18 protein-coding genes are annotated in these 18,110 nt (G+C 49.6%); 5 read left to right on the forward strand and 13 right to left on the reverse strand.

Annotated features, from left to right (window positions below; all coding sequences use genetic code 11):
• Positions 1–19: 19 nt before the first annotated feature.
• The 12 genes from ACXX82_RS16155 to ACXX82_RS16210 form a co-directional block, all read right to left on the reverse strand.
• A complete protein-coding gene (locus ACXX82_RS16155) occupies positions 20–3,526 on the reverse strand; it encodes a pilus assembly protein (RefSeq protein ID WP_458563257.1) in 3,507 nt (1,168 codons plus the stop codon).
• Complete coding sequence (locus ACXX82_RS16160) at positions 3,523–4,161, reverse strand: pilus assembly PilX family protein (RefSeq protein WP_458563258.1); 639 nt, start codon at positions 4,159–4,161, stop codon at positions 3,523–3,525. The genes ACXX82_RS16155 and ACXX82_RS16160 overlap by 4 nt, the downstream gene beginning before the upstream one ends.
• The gene (locus tag ACXX82_RS16165) at positions 4,162–5,061 is read right to left on the reverse strand and encodes a PilW family protein (protein WP_323506965.1); all 900 of its coding nucleotides are present in this window, start codon (positions 5,059–5,061) and stop codon (positions 4,162–4,164) included.
• Positions 5,058–5,639 carry a type IV pilus modification protein PilV gene (pilV, locus tag ACXX82_RS16170; protein WP_322236553.1) on the reverse strand — a complete coding sequence of 194 codons (582 nt, stop codon included), beginning with the start codon at positions 5,637–5,639 and terminating at the stop codon, positions 5,058–5,060. The genes ACXX82_RS16165 and pilV overlap by 4 nt, the downstream gene beginning before the upstream one ends.
• A 16-nt stretch (positions 5,640–5,655) precedes the next feature.
• The gene (locus ACXX82_RS16175; protein ID WP_322236555.1) at positions 5,656–6,183 is read right to left on the reverse strand and encodes a GspH/FimT family pseudopilin; all 528 of its coding nucleotides are present in this window, start codon (positions 6,181–6,183) and stop codon (positions 5,656–5,658) included.
• 263 nt (positions 6,184–6,446) lie between these two features.
• Positions 6,447–6,602 carry a hypothetical protein gene (locus tag ACXX82_RS16180; RefSeq protein ID WP_322236557.1) on the reverse strand — a complete coding sequence of 52 codons (156 nt, stop codon included), beginning with the start codon at positions 6,600–6,602 and terminating at the stop codon, positions 6,447–6,449.
• A 64-nt stretch (positions 6,603–6,666) separates the two neighbouring features.
• Positions 6,667–8,067, reverse strand: a complete 1,401-nt coding sequence (locus tag ACXX82_RS16185) for an MATE family efflux transporter (protein WP_458563259.1) — start codon at positions 8,065–8,067, stop codon at positions 6,667–6,669.
• A gap of 250 nt (positions 8,068–8,317) precedes the next feature.
• A complete protein-coding gene (arsH, locus tag ACXX82_RS16190) occupies positions 8,318–9,049 on the reverse strand; it encodes an arsenical resistance protein ArsH (RefSeq protein ID WP_416348551.1) in 732 nt (243 codons plus the stop codon).
• A gap of 13 nt (positions 9,050–9,062) precedes the next feature.
• Positions 9,063–9,488, reverse strand: coding sequence for an arsenate reductase (glutaredoxin) (gene arsC / locus ACXX82_RS16195; protein ID WP_458563260.1), 426 nt, complete (start codon positions 9,486–9,488; stop codon positions 9,063–9,065).
• A 79-nt stretch (positions 9,489–9,567) separates the two neighbouring features.
• Positions 9,568–10,635, reverse strand: a complete 1,068-nt coding sequence (gene arsB / locus ACXX82_RS16200) for an ACR3 family arsenite efflux transporter (protein WP_458563261.1) — start codon at positions 10,633–10,635, stop codon at positions 9,568–9,570.
• 120 nt (positions 10,636–10,755) lie between these two features.
• A complete protein-coding gene (locus ACXX82_RS16205) occupies positions 10,756–11,088 on the reverse strand; it encodes an ArsR/SmtB family transcription factor (RefSeq protein ID WP_458563262.1) in 333 nt (110 codons plus the stop codon).
• Between the two features lie 259 nt (positions 11,089–11,347).
• Entirely contained in the window at positions 11,348–12,256 is a 909-nt protein-coding gene (locus ACXX82_RS16210) for a LysR family transcriptional regulator (RefSeq protein WP_322236567.1), read from the reverse strand.
• Positions 12,257–12,379: 123 nt separating this feature from the next.
• Between ACXX82_RS16210 and ACXX82_RS16215 the strand changes: the two genes are divergently transcribed.
• The 3 genes from ACXX82_RS16215 (at position 12,380) to ACXX82_RS16225 (ending at position 14,826) form a co-directional block, all read left to right on the forward strand.
• Positions 12,380–13,615, forward strand: coding sequence for an MFS transporter (locus ACXX82_RS16215; RefSeq protein ID WP_458563263.1), 1,236 nt, complete (start codon positions 12,380–12,382; stop codon positions 13,613–13,615).
• A 129-nt stretch (positions 13,616–13,744) separates the two neighbouring features.
• Positions 13,745–14,197, forward strand: coding sequence for a GNAT family N-acetyltransferase (locus ACXX82_RS16220; RefSeq protein WP_458563264.1), 453 nt, complete (start codon positions 13,745–13,747; stop codon positions 14,195–14,197).
• A complete protein-coding gene (locus ACXX82_RS16225) occupies positions 14,197–14,826 on the forward strand; it encodes an FMN-dependent NADH-azoreductase (RefSeq protein ID WP_458564006.1) in 630 nt (209 codons plus the stop codon). Before ACXX82_RS16220 ends, ACXX82_RS16225 begins: the two co-directional genes overlap by 1 nt.
• 107 nt (positions 14,827–14,933) lie before the next feature.
• Here the strand turns inward: ACXX82_RS16225 and pdxR are convergent, their stop codons facing one another.
• On the reverse strand, positions 14,934–16,373 hold the full coding sequence (gene pdxR, locus ACXX82_RS16230) for a MocR-like pyridoxine biosynthesis transcription factor PdxR (RefSeq protein ID WP_458563265.1): 1,440 nt from the start codon (positions 16,371–16,373) through the stop codon (positions 14,934–14,936).
• 241 nt (positions 16,374–16,614) lie between these two features.
• On the opposite strand from pdxR, the gene ACXX82_RS16235 reads away from it, so the two are divergent.
• Together ACXX82_RS16235 and ACXX82_RS16240 are read left to right on the forward strand one after the other, a co-directional pair.
• Positions 16,615–17,052 (forward strand): carboxymuconolactone decarboxylase family protein, encoded by a 438-nt coding sequence (locus ACXX82_RS16235; RefSeq protein ID WP_458563266.1) that lies wholly within the window; start codon positions 16,615–16,617, stop codon positions 17,050–17,052.
• Between the two features lie 221 nt (positions 17,053–17,273).
• Positions 17,274–18,056, forward strand: coding sequence for an SDR family oxidoreductase (locus ACXX82_RS16240; protein WP_458563267.1), 783 nt, complete (start codon positions 17,274–17,276; stop codon positions 18,054–18,056).
• The last annotated feature ends 54 nt before the right edge of the window (positions 18,057–18,110 follow it).

Raw genomic sequence — 18,110 nt, forward strand, 5'->3', positions numbered from 1 at the left:
CAGCGCCGCTTAGATTTCTTTATTGGTCTGACACAACTATCTGGCGCCATCGCCGTATGACCTCCGACGACGTGACATAAGGTATGCATGTAGTTTTGCCATCCAGTTGATTGATGGTAATGCAGTCGTTTGATGTACCGGGAATACTTACGCCTTCGGAAGAAGTGCCGCCAGTTCCAATTGCGCTAGCGTTGTTACCTTGGGCATCCTGTATTGGTTTGCCATCCTTATCGACAAAAACAAAATCTTTAGCGACGCTCCCGTTCAGGATATCGGTTGCCATCGTGTACGATGTACCGCCCCCGTCACAGGGATTTACGGTGGGGCCAAGCGTTGTCGACAGCAGCACAACATTTTCTATGACTTGTAGGCGCCCAACAAATCGTTCGCCGGGATCTAGCATATCGATATACCACCCTCGCTTAGAGGACCAGTCGACAGCTCTATTGGTTAATATACGTCCTACCGTCACGCCGTTTTGCACCATTGGCGTGAGTCCTTGTTGTTGTAAATCTCCGCGGTCTTTTGTTGTGAATAGCCCAGGTTTATCCCATACGCCATATAAGGCTTGCTTATCCGTATTGGTTTTGTCGGCCGTTTCATAATATTTTCCGGTGCCAAAGGTCACCATAAAGCCGGCCGTTGGGTGCGGTGTCAATAGCGGTTGTTGAACAATCGGCGCAATGCTTCCATTGGCGGTGGTGGCCGTGAACATTTTTTTTGATACCCAATTATAAGGAGAGGTGGATGACATATCGAATTTCCACAAATTTCCTTTTAAATCACCCGCGTACGCAGCGATCAATTCACGCTTATGATTGAACAGCAAGCCCGGTGTGGATAATCCGTTTGGCGTCAATGTATCGCCAATCCTTGTGTCTATTTGATGAATCAGCTTACCGCTGGCAAGATCGACTACATATAAAATCGCTCTACCGCTCGCACTGTTATATCCGTTTCCGAAGATCGCCGCCCACCTTCCATTTGTCAAACGTACGGCCGCCAGCGTTCCTAATACATTGCCCAGATCTTTAAAGTCACCGCTGGCGCCAAGTTCCCATAAAATACTGCGTGCGCCGAGGCTCGCGGGACTAGTAACATCAATCGCAAATACGCCGTGTGAACCCGCACCAGTACTGCCTAATAAAATATTTTTCCATTGCCCACCAAGATAGGCATCTCCTTGTGCCAATTGTCCATCGACGAAATAATGATGTTTATAAGCCGGATCGCTCAATGATTTCAAATGGGGATAAACGGAATTCGGTATAAATGCGAATTTTTCAATCCCGGTTTGAGCGTCGAAACCATGTAGCATTCCATCGTTCGCACCGACATAAACCATCGCGGCGCGATTGCTTTCTTTTTTCTTGAGAAACGCGGCATACGTTTCGCCGCCGTTTCCATCAGAGGCTGATGTTGCATAACCGAAATTGGCCTTTCCGACATGTAACGGTGATGAGTTGATGATGTCGCCGAGCAAGTTTTCACGATATCGAAAAGTGCCACCGCTACTGTTTACCGTCTGCTCGGATGCTTTATTACCGCGCAAATATTCCGATATCGATTCCGATCCCAGATCAATTTTTTGAAAGGGGTCTAAGTTACTCCATGAAAATTTTATTCCGCCTGTGCCTGTATTCCAGGTCACAATATTTCGCGAGTCCCAGGGCGGAAATAGTGTTGCGGCGTCCCATTGCAGCTCTTTTTGTACCCCATTTTTTATGCTGTAAGCCTTTAAATGTCCAGTCCATTTTGTGGATTGAAAGCTTGGAGCATAAGAGAATCCAGCCGCACCGACCGTAGCGCCGGCATAGGCAATACTCGACCCCGCACCCTGTATGTCGCTGAGGGATTTCAGCATCTCAATCAAACCATTTTTTAAGATCGTGGGATTTTGTGCATTGAGATAACTACCACGACCGTTTACCGCAGCATGCCAAAGGTCGTCGATGGTATTTGATTTATCACTTACGGGCACTGGCCAGCTTCGATAGCCGCCTTTAATTCCGGCGTAATCACCTGATAGTGAGGTTTGGTAATCCGGCTGATATTTTAATACGCCACTTGCACCGAGGCTGACGGTATACGTCACCATATGTTGCCAGGTTGCCGGATCTTTGTTATTGGCAGTGATATGTCCGACTGTTCCACCTTGTCCTGGTCGGGATCCTATATCCGTCAACCAATACTTCATCGCCGTATCGGCCAGGGTGCCGGATGTCGGGGTAGCACCTTCATAGAAAGGTGGAGGAAAAGGTTGGCCTGGGATGAAAGGCTTTCCGGACACCGGGTCAAGCGGCACCGGAGCAGGTAAATCGTACGGCACGCTTTTATCGAAATTATCAACTTTTGAATTCGACAGATTCCAAAAGCCATCGGTCGATAAAATGGCGTAGTTTGACTGACATTTTAATTGAATCGGATCAGGCGGTGCGGGTGAGATGCCAGGCATGCCAAGTCCTTGGTAGTACTTTCCGACATTATCAAGTGCTATCGCAAGCGGCGTGCCTCCATTCGACTCGCTGGTGTATAACTTTTCGTACCATAGTGATTTTTGTGCGCTAGTAAAACTGGCAATTGGAACAAACCGTGTCTTATTTTGATTAATCGTTGAAAAGCCAATGCGGAAGCGATCGCTCAACCCCGAGAAGGCGATACCAAGCATAGTTTTCATCGCCAGATGGCGGGAGCGATGATAGGAAAACCAGTTGGCAAAATTTTGAATTTCTTCGTTATATGTACATTTGGTGGCATTTTTTGTGCAATCGCTACGCGTCGATGCGCGTGGATAAAAAGCGGTGGAGGGCAGAATGTCTGTTCGTACGTAGAATTGATCTTGGTACTGCGATCCATTTGTTTTTCCTTGACCGTGCCATGTGTAATAGTACGCATATTGCGCCTTGATAATGGGGCCGGACTTCGTACAAGTTTTATTTGTAGCAAATGTCTGTGGGTGGAAGAGGGGAAGTTTAAATGTTTTAGTGACGTGGCAAATTGCCGTGAGGGGAATTTTTTGACCGGTCTTAGCGTACCCATCCAATAATGTCGAGGTGGCATTTGCGTTCGCCATAGATCGACCGCTAGCCAACAGTCCCGGGGTATAGGTGAGTGCTGGGTTGTAATAAATTGGATTCCAATCGCTTGAGAAAAAAGCGGCCTGATTTTTGTCTGGTTGCTGAAAGCAAAAATTCTTGCAAATCCATCCGTATTTGTCATGATTATATTGGGGGGATGTATACGCATTGGTTACATCGTCCCCCGTTAGAGTCTCGAAGTTCATGCTGCCCGAATTATCGTAGATAAACATGAGATTGGGCGGTGGTGGCTCCGCCAAAAATAAGGGAGACTGCGCAATTTCAGCCAACGCGCTGCTGCATAATCCCATCATGGTTAAGCCAGTGATGCTGACTGCTGTATCGCGTATTAACTTGAGTCCGCGACCATGTATTCTGCGCACGAATAATCGGGATGAGGCTAATCTGACGAATAGTGTTGTTGGTAACATGATTTGCGTATCTCTCATTTTTTAAACCTTAAAGAGCTCTGCAGCATTACAACCGCATTGTCGGAGGGACCAGTGCCGCGCGCTGTGATCTGGTAGACGAAGATGCTTTCATCTCTGCTGACTTCCGTTGGACCTAATTGCAAAGTGTCTGAAATGTCGGTGGCCCGACATTTTGGTGGGCTTTTTACGCCGTAAGGCTTGGGATAAATCGATTTTAATGTGAGACCCTCGTAGTCGCTTCTTGCGCCGTTTCTTATACTTTTTTGCAGATCGATTTCACAATGACGGAGTGCCTGCTCCGCGGCTTGAAACGCCATTTGCTGATTACGCGCATTGCCCGCCAAGCTTTCGCCCGAGGTAGCATTGCGAATTTCGGTCACTCCCAGTAGCGTCATGACGACAAAAAAAATGAGTACCAAAGGCAAGGCAATCCCGGCTTGCCTTGTTATCGTCTTTGATATCGTCTTATTCCGCAGATTTATTTTTAGTTTTCTAGCCGGCTTAATCTTGGAAAAACTTGCGTTTTCATCTAATGAATGGTGGAAAAAGTGATGATCCGATTGGACACACCGATCACTGCTTCGTGGTGCGTGGTGGGAAACGTTCGCTGGGTCATGACGACTATCTGAATATATAGAATATTTTGCGTGCATTTATTGATCCAGCAACGTAGGTTGTACGTGATTACGTAAGGCAAAAGTGCGTGTTAACGTAGTATGCAATTTTTTATTAGGTGCAATTCTGGTCGTGTTATCGCAATCGCGATAAGATTGCGGGGTCGAAGTCACCTCGTTGTCGCTATGCAGCGCAATGCACACCTTTACACTGATGACCTGATCCCAATTAGTCTTGTTGGACCCTGAAATAGGAAGGGCTTCTACGTCATCGGCATTGCTGAAAAAAGTCGAGGGAGAATAGACACCTTTGGTATCCACGCCATAGGTCAATATCATTTTGTCGACATTACTTAACATTGACTGAGCCGGTTCTTGAGCGTTAACAATTTTTCCGTTACCCTCGCAAAATAACGAAGTCTCGCCATGTACCGTTTTTGTAAAATAGCGATTGATCACCGCGACTGACGTAGGCTCAGGAAGATCGGTATAGCCCGGTAGTGCGCCGTTACAATCAGCGCTAGTTTGATCCCAATAGTTTGAGGAATTCCAACGGCCTATCTCCGTATTTACCATATAACTCACAATGAATTCGGGCTGTTTGGCCGTCGTATTACATTGAAAGTCATCGGTCAACGGTAACTTAAAACCTCGCTGACAGGCTTTGAATCCGATCCCGCTAAAGTCTGTGGCGGTGGTTGTGCGCATATTGCCGTATCCGGCTTGCATCAAATTGCGGCCTATCATGTTCATGGCAATGTAGCCATCTTCCTGAATGCGCGCGTTGTCGTCGTTTAAGCGAGCGCTAAAGTGGCTACTAAAAAAAAGACTGGTAACGAATACCATCAGCACTAAACCAATCGCTAATGAGATCATCAATTCAATCAGGGAGAATCCACGATGCTTCTTTTTAGGAATCGCTAGCAGGATGGTCGTCATGGCACAAATACCGTTTTAAAACACCGGATTGTGTTGATATCCGTACCGCTAGGAAAGTTGGCGGCACAATTCGGATCGGGCTTGTCGCCATTAGCAGCTTTGGCTCTATTGGGTTCAGAAAAATATACAGTCAGAGTAAGGCCGTTGGTCGCGTCGCCAGTAACGTTTCCCCAGCCGCCGGCGATTGATCGCCTCAAATCGGTGCGCCAGTTGAAAAGATCCACTGCCGCGATTTGTCGGGGTGTGCACGAAGTGAATTTACAATGGCTTGAGGGAGTTCTGTTGGTGAGATAGTCGTCGTGCGTCACGTAGTCGCCCGCTGCGGAGGACCTGGCATTGGCTCGTATGCGGTCGGCCATATCTGCACTGGTCTGGCTAGCCAATGAACGAAATTGTGCCACCTTTTGATATTTTAATGAGATGACCTGTAATCCTGCCAGACCGAGTAAAGCGAACGCCGAAATCAGGAGTGCGACCAAAACCTCAATCATGCCGACTCCGCTTTGTCGGGACCGCTGGGCCGCAATTTTCAGGCGTTTCTTTTTTTGCCATTTCTGATTGTTGATGAAGCTCATCATAGGATATCTCTTATGTTCAACAAGCCGGAATAAACTCGCCATTTTGTCGATGTATTTGCACATGTCCGTTGATTGAGATACATACTTTGTGAACAAATTTATGATCGACACTAAATAAGAAAAATGGACTTACCCCGGTTTTTGTTTCGATTCTTCCAGTATCCTGATAGTGCAATGCAGTCACGGTCGCCTCAACCAGCAATTGTTTAGGGTACGCGCCGCGCCGGGCGGTTATTTCTCCGCCGCTTCCACCGCTGTCATTGGTCATCGTCAACCAGCCACTGGACCAATTGGTCTTCAAAGCGCAGACATTCGATCCGATATCTCCGTTGACGCTACTGCAAACGGTGACACGCTTACCGCGCTTGACCGCTTCGGATCTGGCTAGGCGATTGGCGGCAATAAACTCTTTTACGCTGGTAGAGACGCGTTGTTCATCTACAAAGTCACGCATTGATGGCAAAGCAATTGCCACCAGAATGCCGAATACAACGATGGTCATCATTAGCTCAACCAACGTAAAACCTTTGTTTGCAGCAGCCATGATGTCGGGTTCTTTACAAGTGTAAGAAGACAAAGATGAAGGCAAATCCGTACGAGAGCCATAAAAGGGCGCAATGCGAAATGCAGCGAAAGACGCGCTAACGTTTTTCCCAAATAAACATTGGACTATTATTTAAAAAGCGAAGGACCATTTTCAACTAAATAGCGTCGAGAAAAATCTGAAAATTTACGAGATTGGTCTATAAATAAAAGTCTTTGATGGCAGAGTAATCTGTGTGAATGAACGGATTTTTCTATTCGCCACTATATGAAGAAGATGGAGCTGAAGTCTCGTTTGTAGCGTAAGGTCGGCATGGCGGCGGAGGCGGTGGCGGGAGGAGGAGAATTGTTGGTCGGACTTGACCGTGCACCAGGTGCTTTGTGGTTTGGGGTTGTATTATCCGTGCGAAAAATAGACATGCATCGCCTCCACTTTGATAGATGGAGGTGATGCGTGGAGAATTTTATTCTGTCCTGATTTTTTTTAAGTAGCGCTTGCAGGAGAAACAGGAAGCATATGCGCATTGCGCCATGGACCAAAACGGTAATAGCCGATAGACATCAGCATCGCCGATAACGAGCCAACGCCAAAACTCCACCAGAGTGCGTCTGCTCCCCAACTTTCCATCAGCACGCTGGCAAATGGTAGACGTATGCACCATAACGCCAGGAATAGAATCACCAGCGGTGCCACTACGGCACCCGAAGCACGCATCACACTCGATAATACAAAGGTCACGCCTAAGGCCACGAAAGACCATGCGACCATGGCGTTGATGTGTTGTGCGATAGGTAGGGCATCTACATGCGCCGGCAAAAAGAGCGAAAGCGCCGTCTGGTTAAAAAGGTAAATCAGGGTGACCAGACCACCCGTCATGAGAAAGTTAAACATAATCCCGACCATCGCAATGCGCTGGACCCGGTCCAGTCGGCGTGCACCAATATTTTGCGCTGCCATGGAAGATACGGCCATGCCGACGGCGAGCGCTGGCATTTGTACATAATTCCAAAGTTGCAGGCAGGCGCCATAGGCAGCGGAGGTTTGAGTTCCAAAATGATTAACTAGCGAAATCATCATGATCATGGATAGAGAGATCACCACCATTTGCAATCCCATTGGAATGCCTTTAAGGATCATGGCTTTCAAAATCGCGCGGTCGGGGCGCAGATAATGTCCTTCGCCAGCATGCAGGCAAAGGAAGTGTTTTTTATAATATAAGAAGCTAACGAGGGCGGTCAGGCTGATACTTTGTGCGACTAGCGTGGCGACCGCCGAGCCCGCGATACCAAGTGGTGGAATGAGACCCCAACCGAAAATAAATAATGGATTTAACGCAATATCGAGTCCGACCGATAGCATCTGAAATTTTAACGGCGTCTTGGTATCGCCAGCGCCGCGCAAAATCATCGTGATGAAGATGGTTGAAAACTGAAACGGCAACGCCAGGAAGATGATGCGCAAATAAGCAACAGCCAAGGGCAGGGCATCATGCGGCGTATGCATCCACTCCATCAACCGTCGGGAGAATAGAAATCCGCACATGGCAACTAGCAAAGACAAGCAGAGAAAAAAGGTGATGCTGGTGCCGACTACGCGTTTGGCCTGATCGGTATTTCTTGCACCAAGGCTTTGCCCGACCAGTATCGTGGCCGCCATCCCAAGTCCTAAAACGCTGGTGATGAGAAAAAATAGAATAGCGTTTGAATTGGCGGTCGCGGTCAATGCAGATTCGCCCAGATAATGGCCCACCCATACCGCATTGACCGATCCGTTTAACGATTGCAATACGTTGCCGAATAAAATCGGTAATGTAAAAAAGAACAAGGTTTTTGCTATCGGGCCTTCAATTAGGGCGGCGTGCGAGTGAGAGGAGGCTGGCTTCATTGGAGGTCGATTATGCGTAAAATATCGCACTAGCTTACCAAGTATTCCGTTGATTTGTGTAGATTAAAGCATGGTTTGAATTGGCTTTAAGCTGAAGGTGTTGCGGTATTTTTTGATAGCGGTAACGTTAGGGATTATCTTTGCTCAAAAGTATCTTTCGCTTTCTCCGCCGACGTTGCCCTTGATGATCCCGGAGCAAAAAAATGCACAGGGATCGGATCGCAGAATTTTTTTTTAATAAAAATAACCATCAGATCGTGGCTTGATTCACCCGCTTGCTTAATTCTTCGGCACTTTCTTTGCGTTCGCTATAACGGTCCACCAGAAAGTCGGAAACATCACGGGTGAGCAAGGTGAATTTAAACAGCTCTTCCATAACGTCGACAACGCGGTCGTAGTAGGCGGAAGGTTTCATGCGGCCTGCGTCGTCGAACTCCATAAAGGCTTTTGCAACGGAAGATTGATTCGGAATGGTGATCATCCGCATCCAGCGCCCCAGAATACGCATCTGATTGAGCGCGTTGAATGACTGTGATCCACCGGATACCTCCATCACCGCCAAGGTTTTCCCTTGTGTTGGACGCACCGCACCGATCGATAACGGAATCCAGTCGATCTGCGCCTTCATGATGCCTGTCATCGCGCCGTGGCGCTCCGGTGAACACCAGACCATACCTTCGGCCCACTGGGCAAGTGCGCGCAGCTCTTGCACTTTTGGATGACTATCGGGCTCGCCATCAGGCAACGGTAAGTCACGCGGATCAAATATTTTGACTTCACCACCCATTGCATTGAGAAGTCTGGCAGCTTCTTCGGTAAGAAGGCGGCTATAAGATTTCTCACGTAATGATCCATACAACAACAGGAAACGGGGCGCGTGGGACGAACGTGCGATGCCAGTAAAATCCGATATCAATGGCGTGTGAAACAGGTCGGCTTGAATGTTCGGCATTGCAGGATCGCATGGTAGAAGGCTTTCCATCATGCGCTCAGTTTTATTTTGAGACACGTTGCCCCTCCGCATTGATGACAACTTCACCGTCCTCTTTACTGAACGATGCCCGTTGTGGGATAGGTAGAATGTCGAGTAGCAACTCGGACGGACGGCACAAGCGCGTGCCATTTGGCGTGATCACAAATGGCCGGTTGATCAGAATCGGATGCGTTATCATGGCTTCAAGTAATTGTGTATTTGTTAACTTGTTATTGTCCAGGCTGAGCTCCGAATACAACTTTTCTTTCTGTCGGATAGCCTCCCGTACCGTCAGGCCAGCATCGGAGATCATCTTTGTCAGTGTTGCAAGTGACGGCGGCTGCTTCAGGTATTCGATCACTTCGGGTTCAATTCCGGCATTGCGTATTAAAGCCAATGTGTTGCGGGATGTTCCGCAAGCAGGATTATGATAAATTGTGATACTCATGGAATAACTTTCTTAAAAGCGTGTAAATTTTCTGTTTATAGAAAGGGGACTGGTAATCTGGCCCATTGCCCAGCCCAACTCAACGTCTTTCGTACCAGCCTTGCGTCCGATTAACGACGCTGACAACGACTAACATGGCCGGTACTTCAATGAGCACACCGACCACCGTTGCAAGCGCCGCGCCGGATTTAAAGCCAAACAGGCTGATCGCGGCTGCAACCGCCAATTCAAAGAAGTTGGACGCCCCGATTAATGCGGATGGACAGGCAATCGAATGCTTTTCGCCAATAATTTTGTTAAGCCAATAAGCCATTGCGGAATTAAAAAAGACTTGTATCAGGATCGGAATAGCCAGCAATGCTATGACCAACGGTTGTTCAATGATCGCATTGCCTTGAAATGCGAAGAGCAATACCAGCGTGAGTAATAACGCCGAAATCGACCAAGGTTGGATCCGATCCATTACTTTATCGAAGCTGGATTGCCCGCGTCGCAGCAACAATTTGCGCCATAGCTGGGCGATGATCACCGGCACAACGATGTACAAACCCACTGAGGTCAGTAATGTCGCCCAAGGGACGGTGATACTCGATACGCCAAGAAGCAGGGCGACCAAGGGCGCAAACGCAAACACCATGATCAAGTCGTTCATGGCAACTTGTGACAGCGTAAAGTACGGATCGCCGCCGGTCAGACGGCTCCAGACAAATACCATCGCGGTGCAAGGGGCGGCGGCCAGCAGGATCAATCCTGCCACGTAAGAATCCAACTGGTCAGCCGGCAAATACGGTGCAAACCAATGGCGGATAAATATCCAGGCGAGTAAGGCCATCGAGAAAGGTTTGACTGCCCAGTTAATAAATAAGGTAACGCCGATACCGCGTACATGTCCTTTAACCTGATTCCACGCAGAAAAGTCGATCTTCAGCAGCATGGGAATAATCATCACCCAGATCAACAAGCCAACCGGCAGGTTAACGTTAGCGACTTCCAGTGCGCCGATAGTCTGTACTGCATGGGGAAATCCCTTGCCCAGAACAATCCCGATAATGATACATAACCCCACCCAAACCGTGAGGTAACGTTCAAATAAATTCATGGGCGCAGCAGTGCTTGATTCTGCGCGAGTTTCGCATTGGATCGTCATAGTATTTCTCGATAAGACGGAGGTAATTCAAGTAGGCGGTCTTACTTGTCGTTGCGTAATCCGGATGATGGTTGGTTGGGTTTTAGTTGTATTTATTTTTGTGTCGATGCATTGTCGGGTTTAAGTTTGGATGGTTTCTGCGTTACAGGTAGTGTTGGATATGCATGGATTGCCGCCGCAACAATTTTCAGTAAGGAATCCGATCAGGCCATTCATCGTGGTGAAATTGGCTGCATAAATAACGAAGCGTCCCTCTTGTTTTGAGGTGACCAGATTCGCATGGGTCAGTTCTTTTAGGTGGAATGATAGCGACGATGGTGGAATGCCAAGCTGCTCACCAATTTTGCTGGGCGGCATGCCGGATGGTCCGGTTTGCACTAATAAGCGATACACGGCAAGGCGTGAATCTTGTGCCAGTGCGGCTAGGGCGGCGATAGCAGTTTGAGTATTCATTATTGTAGTCCGAGTTAATTCTATATTTCTATAATATTGGAATTGTAGAATAGTTGCAAGGATAACGTACATTGCCATTCTTAGATGGCCTTATTTATGCCAATATGATTGGCAAGCCTGATTGTTCGTCTAGGTGAAATGGGTCTTCATCGGTTGTGGTTTATCTTGGGCAATGTAAATGCCTGATTGTTTCTCATCAATGAGAACGGCGTGCGCGACGCGCACTTACATTGTCCTCGTCAGCTAGGTTCCGTGCAATTTAGCTAACGGATAAAGATACTGTCAACTGATCAAGGAGGGCACTGACCTTTGGTAGTAACTGTCGACTGCGTGGCCATACCAGCGACAGCGGAAGTCCTTCTGTTGCTAACTGCGGCAGTATTTCAACCAGCTTTGTGCTCGCCAATTCGTCTTTGATAAGCCAGGTTGCTAATTGTGCGATCCCGGCCCCCGCGCATACCGCGCTGACTTGGGCTTCACCCAAGCCGAGCACGATTCCACCTTCTATCGCCCGGTGCTCGATATGTCCGTTGCCGTGACTGATCCTCCAGGGACTGCTGGTGCCATCTGCCTTGTGGTAGAGGACGGCATCGTGGGCGTCCATATCTGCTTCAGTCTTTGGCATTCCGCGTCGCTTGATATAGGAAGGCGCTGCACAGAAAATCAACCGTTCGCTGCCGAGGTAGCGGTGGCCCAATGATGCCGGCCAACTATCGGGGCCGCCAATACGCACACCGACATCAATTCCTTCTTCGATAAGGTCGACGAAGCGGTCGGTAAAAGAGACGTGCAGACGTACTTTGGTATGGAGCTGGGCAAACGCCAGCAGCACCGGCATGACTTGGGAGCGACCATACGATGAAGGTAAATCGACCCGCAGTCGCCCAGATGGTGCGATGGTTTGGGCGGCCAGAATAGTTTCTGCCGCCTTGAGTTCTTCCAGTACGGCAGTGCAAGTGCGGTAATAGGTCTGACCAGCATCGGTTAACCTCAAGCGCCGCGTAGTACGTTCGAACAGGCGCACGCCAAGCCGGGACTCAAGTCTTGCCACGCTTTTGCTGACGGCGGAACTGGTCAGATTCAAGCGAATGGCCGCCGCGGCAAAGCTTCCTGCGTCTGCCGTATAAACAAAGGTTTCGATACCCTTAAACTGTTCGGTCGGATGCATATTTAGCCATTGAATAGGTCATTAAGGAATTTAATTCTTCGAAGTTGAGAAAAATCACCTTATATGAGACTTCCATTCTCGCATATCCTTGCCATACATTTCAATTAAGAAAGTTTTCTTATTATGTCGTCCGCTGTCCCCGCATCACCAGCCTCGCCGCCAATTTTATCTCCAGCCATTGACATCGCCTCGCACCCAGGTCAACAAGGTCTGTCCATTGCGATTCTCGCGTTTGCGGCATTTGTCATCGTTACCACCGAATTCCTGATCGTCGGTTTGTTGCCCGCTTTGGCGCGTGACCTCGGTATATCGATTTCTAATGCCGGTCTGTTGGTCACACTTTTTGCGTTCACTGTCATGCTATTCGGCCCCGTGCTGACCGTTTTTTTGTCGCATTTTGAACGCAAGCGCCTGTTCATCGTCATCATGCTGGTTTTTGCCGTATCAAATGCATTAGCCGCTTTGGGGACGAATATATGGATACTTGCATTGGCACGCTTTATTGCTGCATTGGCATTGCCGGTTTTCTGGGGCACGGCGAGTGAAACTGCCGGACAAATTGTCGGGCCTGAACGCGCGGGCCGCGCCGTGTCGCAAGTCTACTTTGGGATATCTGCGGCGCTGCTGTTCGGTATTCCCTTGGGAACGCTGGCGGCGGATGCCGTTGGCTGGCGTGGGACGTTTTGGGGTTTGGCGGTATTGTGTTTGTTGATGGCGGGGTTGTTGGTCATGTTTATGCCGACCGTCGCGCGTCCGCAGCGCGTCAAAATTGCCGAGCAGACGCAGATTCTGAAGGATCCCCACTTTCTTGCTAACGTTGCTTTATCCATTGTGGTGTTTACAGCGATGTTCACTTCCTATACTTATCTGGCCGATACGCTCGAACGTGTCGCGGGCGTCCCAACTTCGCAAGTCGGATGGTGGTTAATGGGGTTTGGTGCAATGGGCATGATGGGTAATTGGATCGGTGGTTATGTTGTTGATCGCAGTCCCCTCGGCGCGACGCTTGTATTTACACTTTTGCTGGCGATTGGGATGGCGGGTAGCGTGCCATTGGCAGGGTCGTATGGCTGGCTGGGATTGGACCTGTTGATATGGGGGATTGCTTATACGGCTTTATTTCCGATATGTCAGGTACGTGTCATGAAAGCGGCATCCAACGCACAAGCCCTGGCCGGTACGATCAACGTGTCGGCAGCAAATGCGGGCATCGGCGTTGGTGCAATGATTGGCGGCTTTGGTATTGAACGCTTTGGGATCGGAAGTATCGGTTATGTCGCAAGCGGCATCGCGGTTGTGGCGATTGTGATGGGACTAATGATGCAAAAAAAGGGGGGAAACGCGCAACAAATTGCATAAATAAGGATGGATTGCAGCGTTAGAATCTTGATATGTTTTGCTTGATGTCCTAGTCGGCTTACTATTTCTTGGCACTATAAGATGTGCCATTGCGACGCTATAGTAGAGGCTCAAGCGAAGAGGAATCTCATGAACAGACCCACCGAATTCAGGCAGTTGGACGATCCGGCAACTATCCTGACTGCCTTCCCAATCATGCAAGAGCTGCGCCCGCATTTGCAGGATGCGCAGTTATTCACGGCGCAGATAGAACGACAGCGTACGCAAGGCTATCGTCTGCTTGCCGCATACAAGCACAATGAAATACTCGGCTTAGCGGGATATCGCCTTCAAGAAAATCTGATTTATGGCGAGTTTATCTATATTGATGACTTGGTAGTGACCGCTCGCTTGCAACGCTCTGGCGTGGGTGGCGAGTTGTTAGAGGCGGTTCGGCAAGAGGCGATAGGATCAGGGTGCGCGCATTTTGTATTGGATACCGCGCTGCATATGGCACTGGCTCAGCGGTTTTATTTCCGCCATGGTCTGTTGGCAAGAGGAATGCATTTTGTCGAAGCTTTGATGCCAAGAGGGGTAGCATGATGCGTGCACTCCTGTTGAACTGTAGCCCCCATGGCACAGCGAGTCACGGCTATCGTTTAGCCAAAGAGATGTTCGCCGCCCTCAAGCAATCACCCGAAGCGAACATGCAAGATGTAAAGCTCATTGAGCGCGATTTGGTAGCAGAACCTTTGCCGATAATCGATCAGAAATATGCTGCCGCAATCACATCAAAAACGCCAATAGCAGATGCATTCGATTGGTCAGAGCGCTTGATCGGCGAGATTGAGCAAACCGATATGCTAGTGATCACTACGCCGATGCATAATTTTACTGTCCCGGCTTCACTCAAGCTGTGGATTGATCATGTGCTGCGGATTCACCGTACTTTTAGTCCCACGCCAGAAGGAAAGATTGGATTGATGCAAGATCGTCCAACGTTCGTGATCGTTGGTTCAGGCGGCTTCCATGCGGGTGAGCGGGCGCGTCAACCAGATTTTTTGACGCCTTATATGCGCTATGCGCTGGGCTCTATTGGGATTAAAAACGTCAAGTTCATCCTTCTGGAAGGTTTGGTATTTGGTGATGCGGCGGTGGAAGAGGCGGTTGCTGCGGCGCGGCGCGAGATGATGGTCGACATGCCGTTCTGTGCGTTGCAAGTAGTCACATAGTGCCGTAGAAAATTCAGGTTATAAACGACAATGGGTGACAGCATGCTTGCCGCTTACGTCATTTGGAATACATTTAAAAAAATCGTTATATTTGTAGTGGCATTTTGTTAGGCATTCAGTGCTTGTTTTAGTCTTAAAGCAAGACTGATGGCGGTATCTGAATCGGGGATATTTGCAAAACCGATGACCAGCCCGGGTTGTGGCCGGGCGTCAATGTACCAACGCGACAGCGCGTGCAATCCAAAGCCAGCGGTGCGGGCGCGTTCGACTAACACGACGTCATCCGTACCTTCTGGCAACTTTGCCACGATGTGTAGACCGCCCGGTTGGAGATCAATACGTAACCAGTTTCCGAACACTTGCTGGAACGCTTGTGCGGTGATCATGCGCCGTTCGGCATACAACAGGCGCATCTTTTTGAGATGACGTGAGAAATGACCATCAGCGATGAAGTCGGCCACACTGGCCTGAAATAGAGACGGACAGCCTGCATTCAGATCGGCGCACACAGTCTGAAATCGTGCGGTGGCGCTAAGTGGTGCCACCACATAAGATAGGCGCAGACCGGGAAACATTACTTTACTGAAGGTGCCGCTGTAAATGACCCGGTCGTCGCGATCAAGGCTTTTTAGTGCGGGTAGAGGGCGTCCCTGATAGCGGAACTCACTATCGTAATCGTCTTCGATGATCCAGCTATGCGCCGAACTGGCCCATTCGAGCAAGGCCATTCGGCGTTCCAGCGACAGCGTGACGCCCAGCGGACTTTGATGCGAAGGCGTCACCACGGCAAACCGCGCGTCCGGACGCAGGCGCAATCCTTCCTCAACCATTAAGCCATGCTCATCTACAGGGATAGGAACCAACGTGGCGGCAGCGTTGCGCAGAAACAGTTGCGCCAATATATAGCCGGGATCCTCAAACCAGAAGGCATCACCAGGTGCGGCGAGACTGCGCAAAACGAGTTCTAACGTAGCGCGGTAACCCGCGGTGACGAAGATCTGCTCAGGCATGCAACTAACACCGCGCGACAGCCCCAGATAAGTCGCAATGCGTTCGCGCAACGGGCGATAGCCTAAGGGATCAGGATACGCTAATCCAATCGATTCAGAATCTCGCAGGCGATGCGCGGCAAGACGATTCCAGACCTTGCGAGGAAAAGCGTCAAGTGCAGGCAGACCAAGTTGCATCGGCTTAGGTACCAGTCCATCGTAATCGGTCATTGCCGGTGCCAATGGTCCAGCCGCAAGGCTCAGTGGCTTGTGTGCCACTGGAACGGGCAGTGAGGGTGATACCACAGTGCCGGCTGCGCCCCGGACTTGTAAATACCCCTCATCCGTCAAAATCCGGTAGGCCATTTCCACCGTCCCTCTGGCTAAATTGAGCGCGGTCGCGAGCGCCCGCACGGCGGGTACACGATCACCTGCGCGTAAGTGGGCTTGTGCAATGGCTGTCTTGAAGCGTTGGCAAATTTGCAAATAGATAGGCAGTTGCAGCGTGCGATCAACTTGCAGTTCAAGTGTGAGCGGGACAGGATGAAGTTTTTTCATGGACTAGTCATTTTGATGTTTCTTGGCTCTTTCGATACTGCCATGATATTCGCATACTGAGGACTGACGCAAATCGCCCCAACTGCGTTGTGCTCTCCTAGTCGGCTACGAGGCCCGATACTCAGGCACTGTCTTCGGCAAGCCCTGTTGGGACGGTTTTGCGTGAGTCCTAATACTAAATGTATTGAATTACCTAAAATATTTTTTATCCCTTATCACTCAACTTAGCAAAGACATCAAAATGGAATCCCGCCTCGACTTTTACAAAACCAATCCCGACGTCATCAAAGCCTTAATGGCGGTTGAAAATCAGGTCAGCAAAGGAACGCTGGATATCACCCTAAAAGAGTTAGTGCGTCTGCGCGCTTCGCAAATCAACGGCTGCGCTTTTTGCGTCGATATGCACGTCACGGAAGCGCGTAAGGCAGGCGAAACCGAGCGCCGGATGGCGACTGTTGTGGCATGGCGCGAGTCGCTATTTTTTACCGCCCGCGAACGCGCGGCACTGGAATGGACGGAGGCGCTGACACTGGTATCACACGATCACGTGCCGGATGCGGTGTGGCATGCAGTCAGGCCGTTCTTTGATGATGCCGAGTTGATGGATTTAACCTTGTTGGTGACATCTATTAATAGTTGGAACCGCTTTGCGGTCGCGTTCCGAAAAATGCCGGTTTGAGCGTAATTCTGGCATAAGGATCGGGGCAGTCGAAAGCAGATGATCGGCCATTTTTAGCTAATAGTTGCCCATAGCCCGCTACCGAACATTCGACGGCGGCTGTGGCACACTGTGTAATGATTGTATTATTAACCTGTAAGCGAGAAAGAGCGATGAAGGGAAATCAACCCCGAACTGAACTCAATGTAAATTAACGCAACGCAGCGAGGAATACACGCATTATGGAAAACGAATTTTCAGGAAAAATTGTCGTTGTCGCCGGTGGCAGTGGTGGGATTGGGCGCGCAATTGCCGCCGCGTTCGCAGCCGAGGGCGCGCAAACGGTTCTCACCGCGCACGCAAATCAGGCGGCGGCGTCAGACCTTGGCGTGGGCGACGTTGCGTTGCGTCCCGACGTTTATGTTGCTGACCTGCGCCAAGAGGAGGGATGCAAGTCGGTGTTTGATTTTGTCTCCCAGCGTTATGGGCGTTGCGATATTTTGGTCAATGCAGCTGGCGCCACGCGCGCTGGTGCTTTTCTTTCGCAGTCCTCGGAAGACTGGCAGGATGGGTTCGCGCTCAAGTTCTTTGGTTGCGTCAACCTTTGCCGCTTATTCTGGCCTTTGCTAAAAGCAGCGAATGGACACGTGGTCAATATTATCGGCGGTGCTGCGCGTACGCCAGATTTCGGATTTTTGGTCGGTGGTTCAGTCAATGCCGCCATGCACAACTTTACCAAGGGACTTTCTGGCTTGGGTAAAATTGACGGCGTTAACGTCAACGCAATCCTGCCGGGTTTGATAGAAACCCCTCGTGTCGAACAACTGTTTAGTCAGCGGGCAGCAGCAAGCGGCTTATCGGTAGAAGAAGTGCGCGCAGCACAGATCGCCAAGGACGGCATCGTCAGAATCGGGCAGCCTGAAGACGTCGCAGGACTTGCGTTGTTTTTATGTTCCGAGCGTGCGCGCCACATTCAGGGAACGGCTATCGCGGTAGATGGTGGCGGCACGTCGGGTGTCTATTAAAAGAGCAATAGTCCTCAAACCTCAATCTTCAGGAAGCTTGTCGCTTAATCTTAT

The sequence above is a fragment of the Glaciimonas sp. GNP009 genome, from assembly GCF_054343755.1.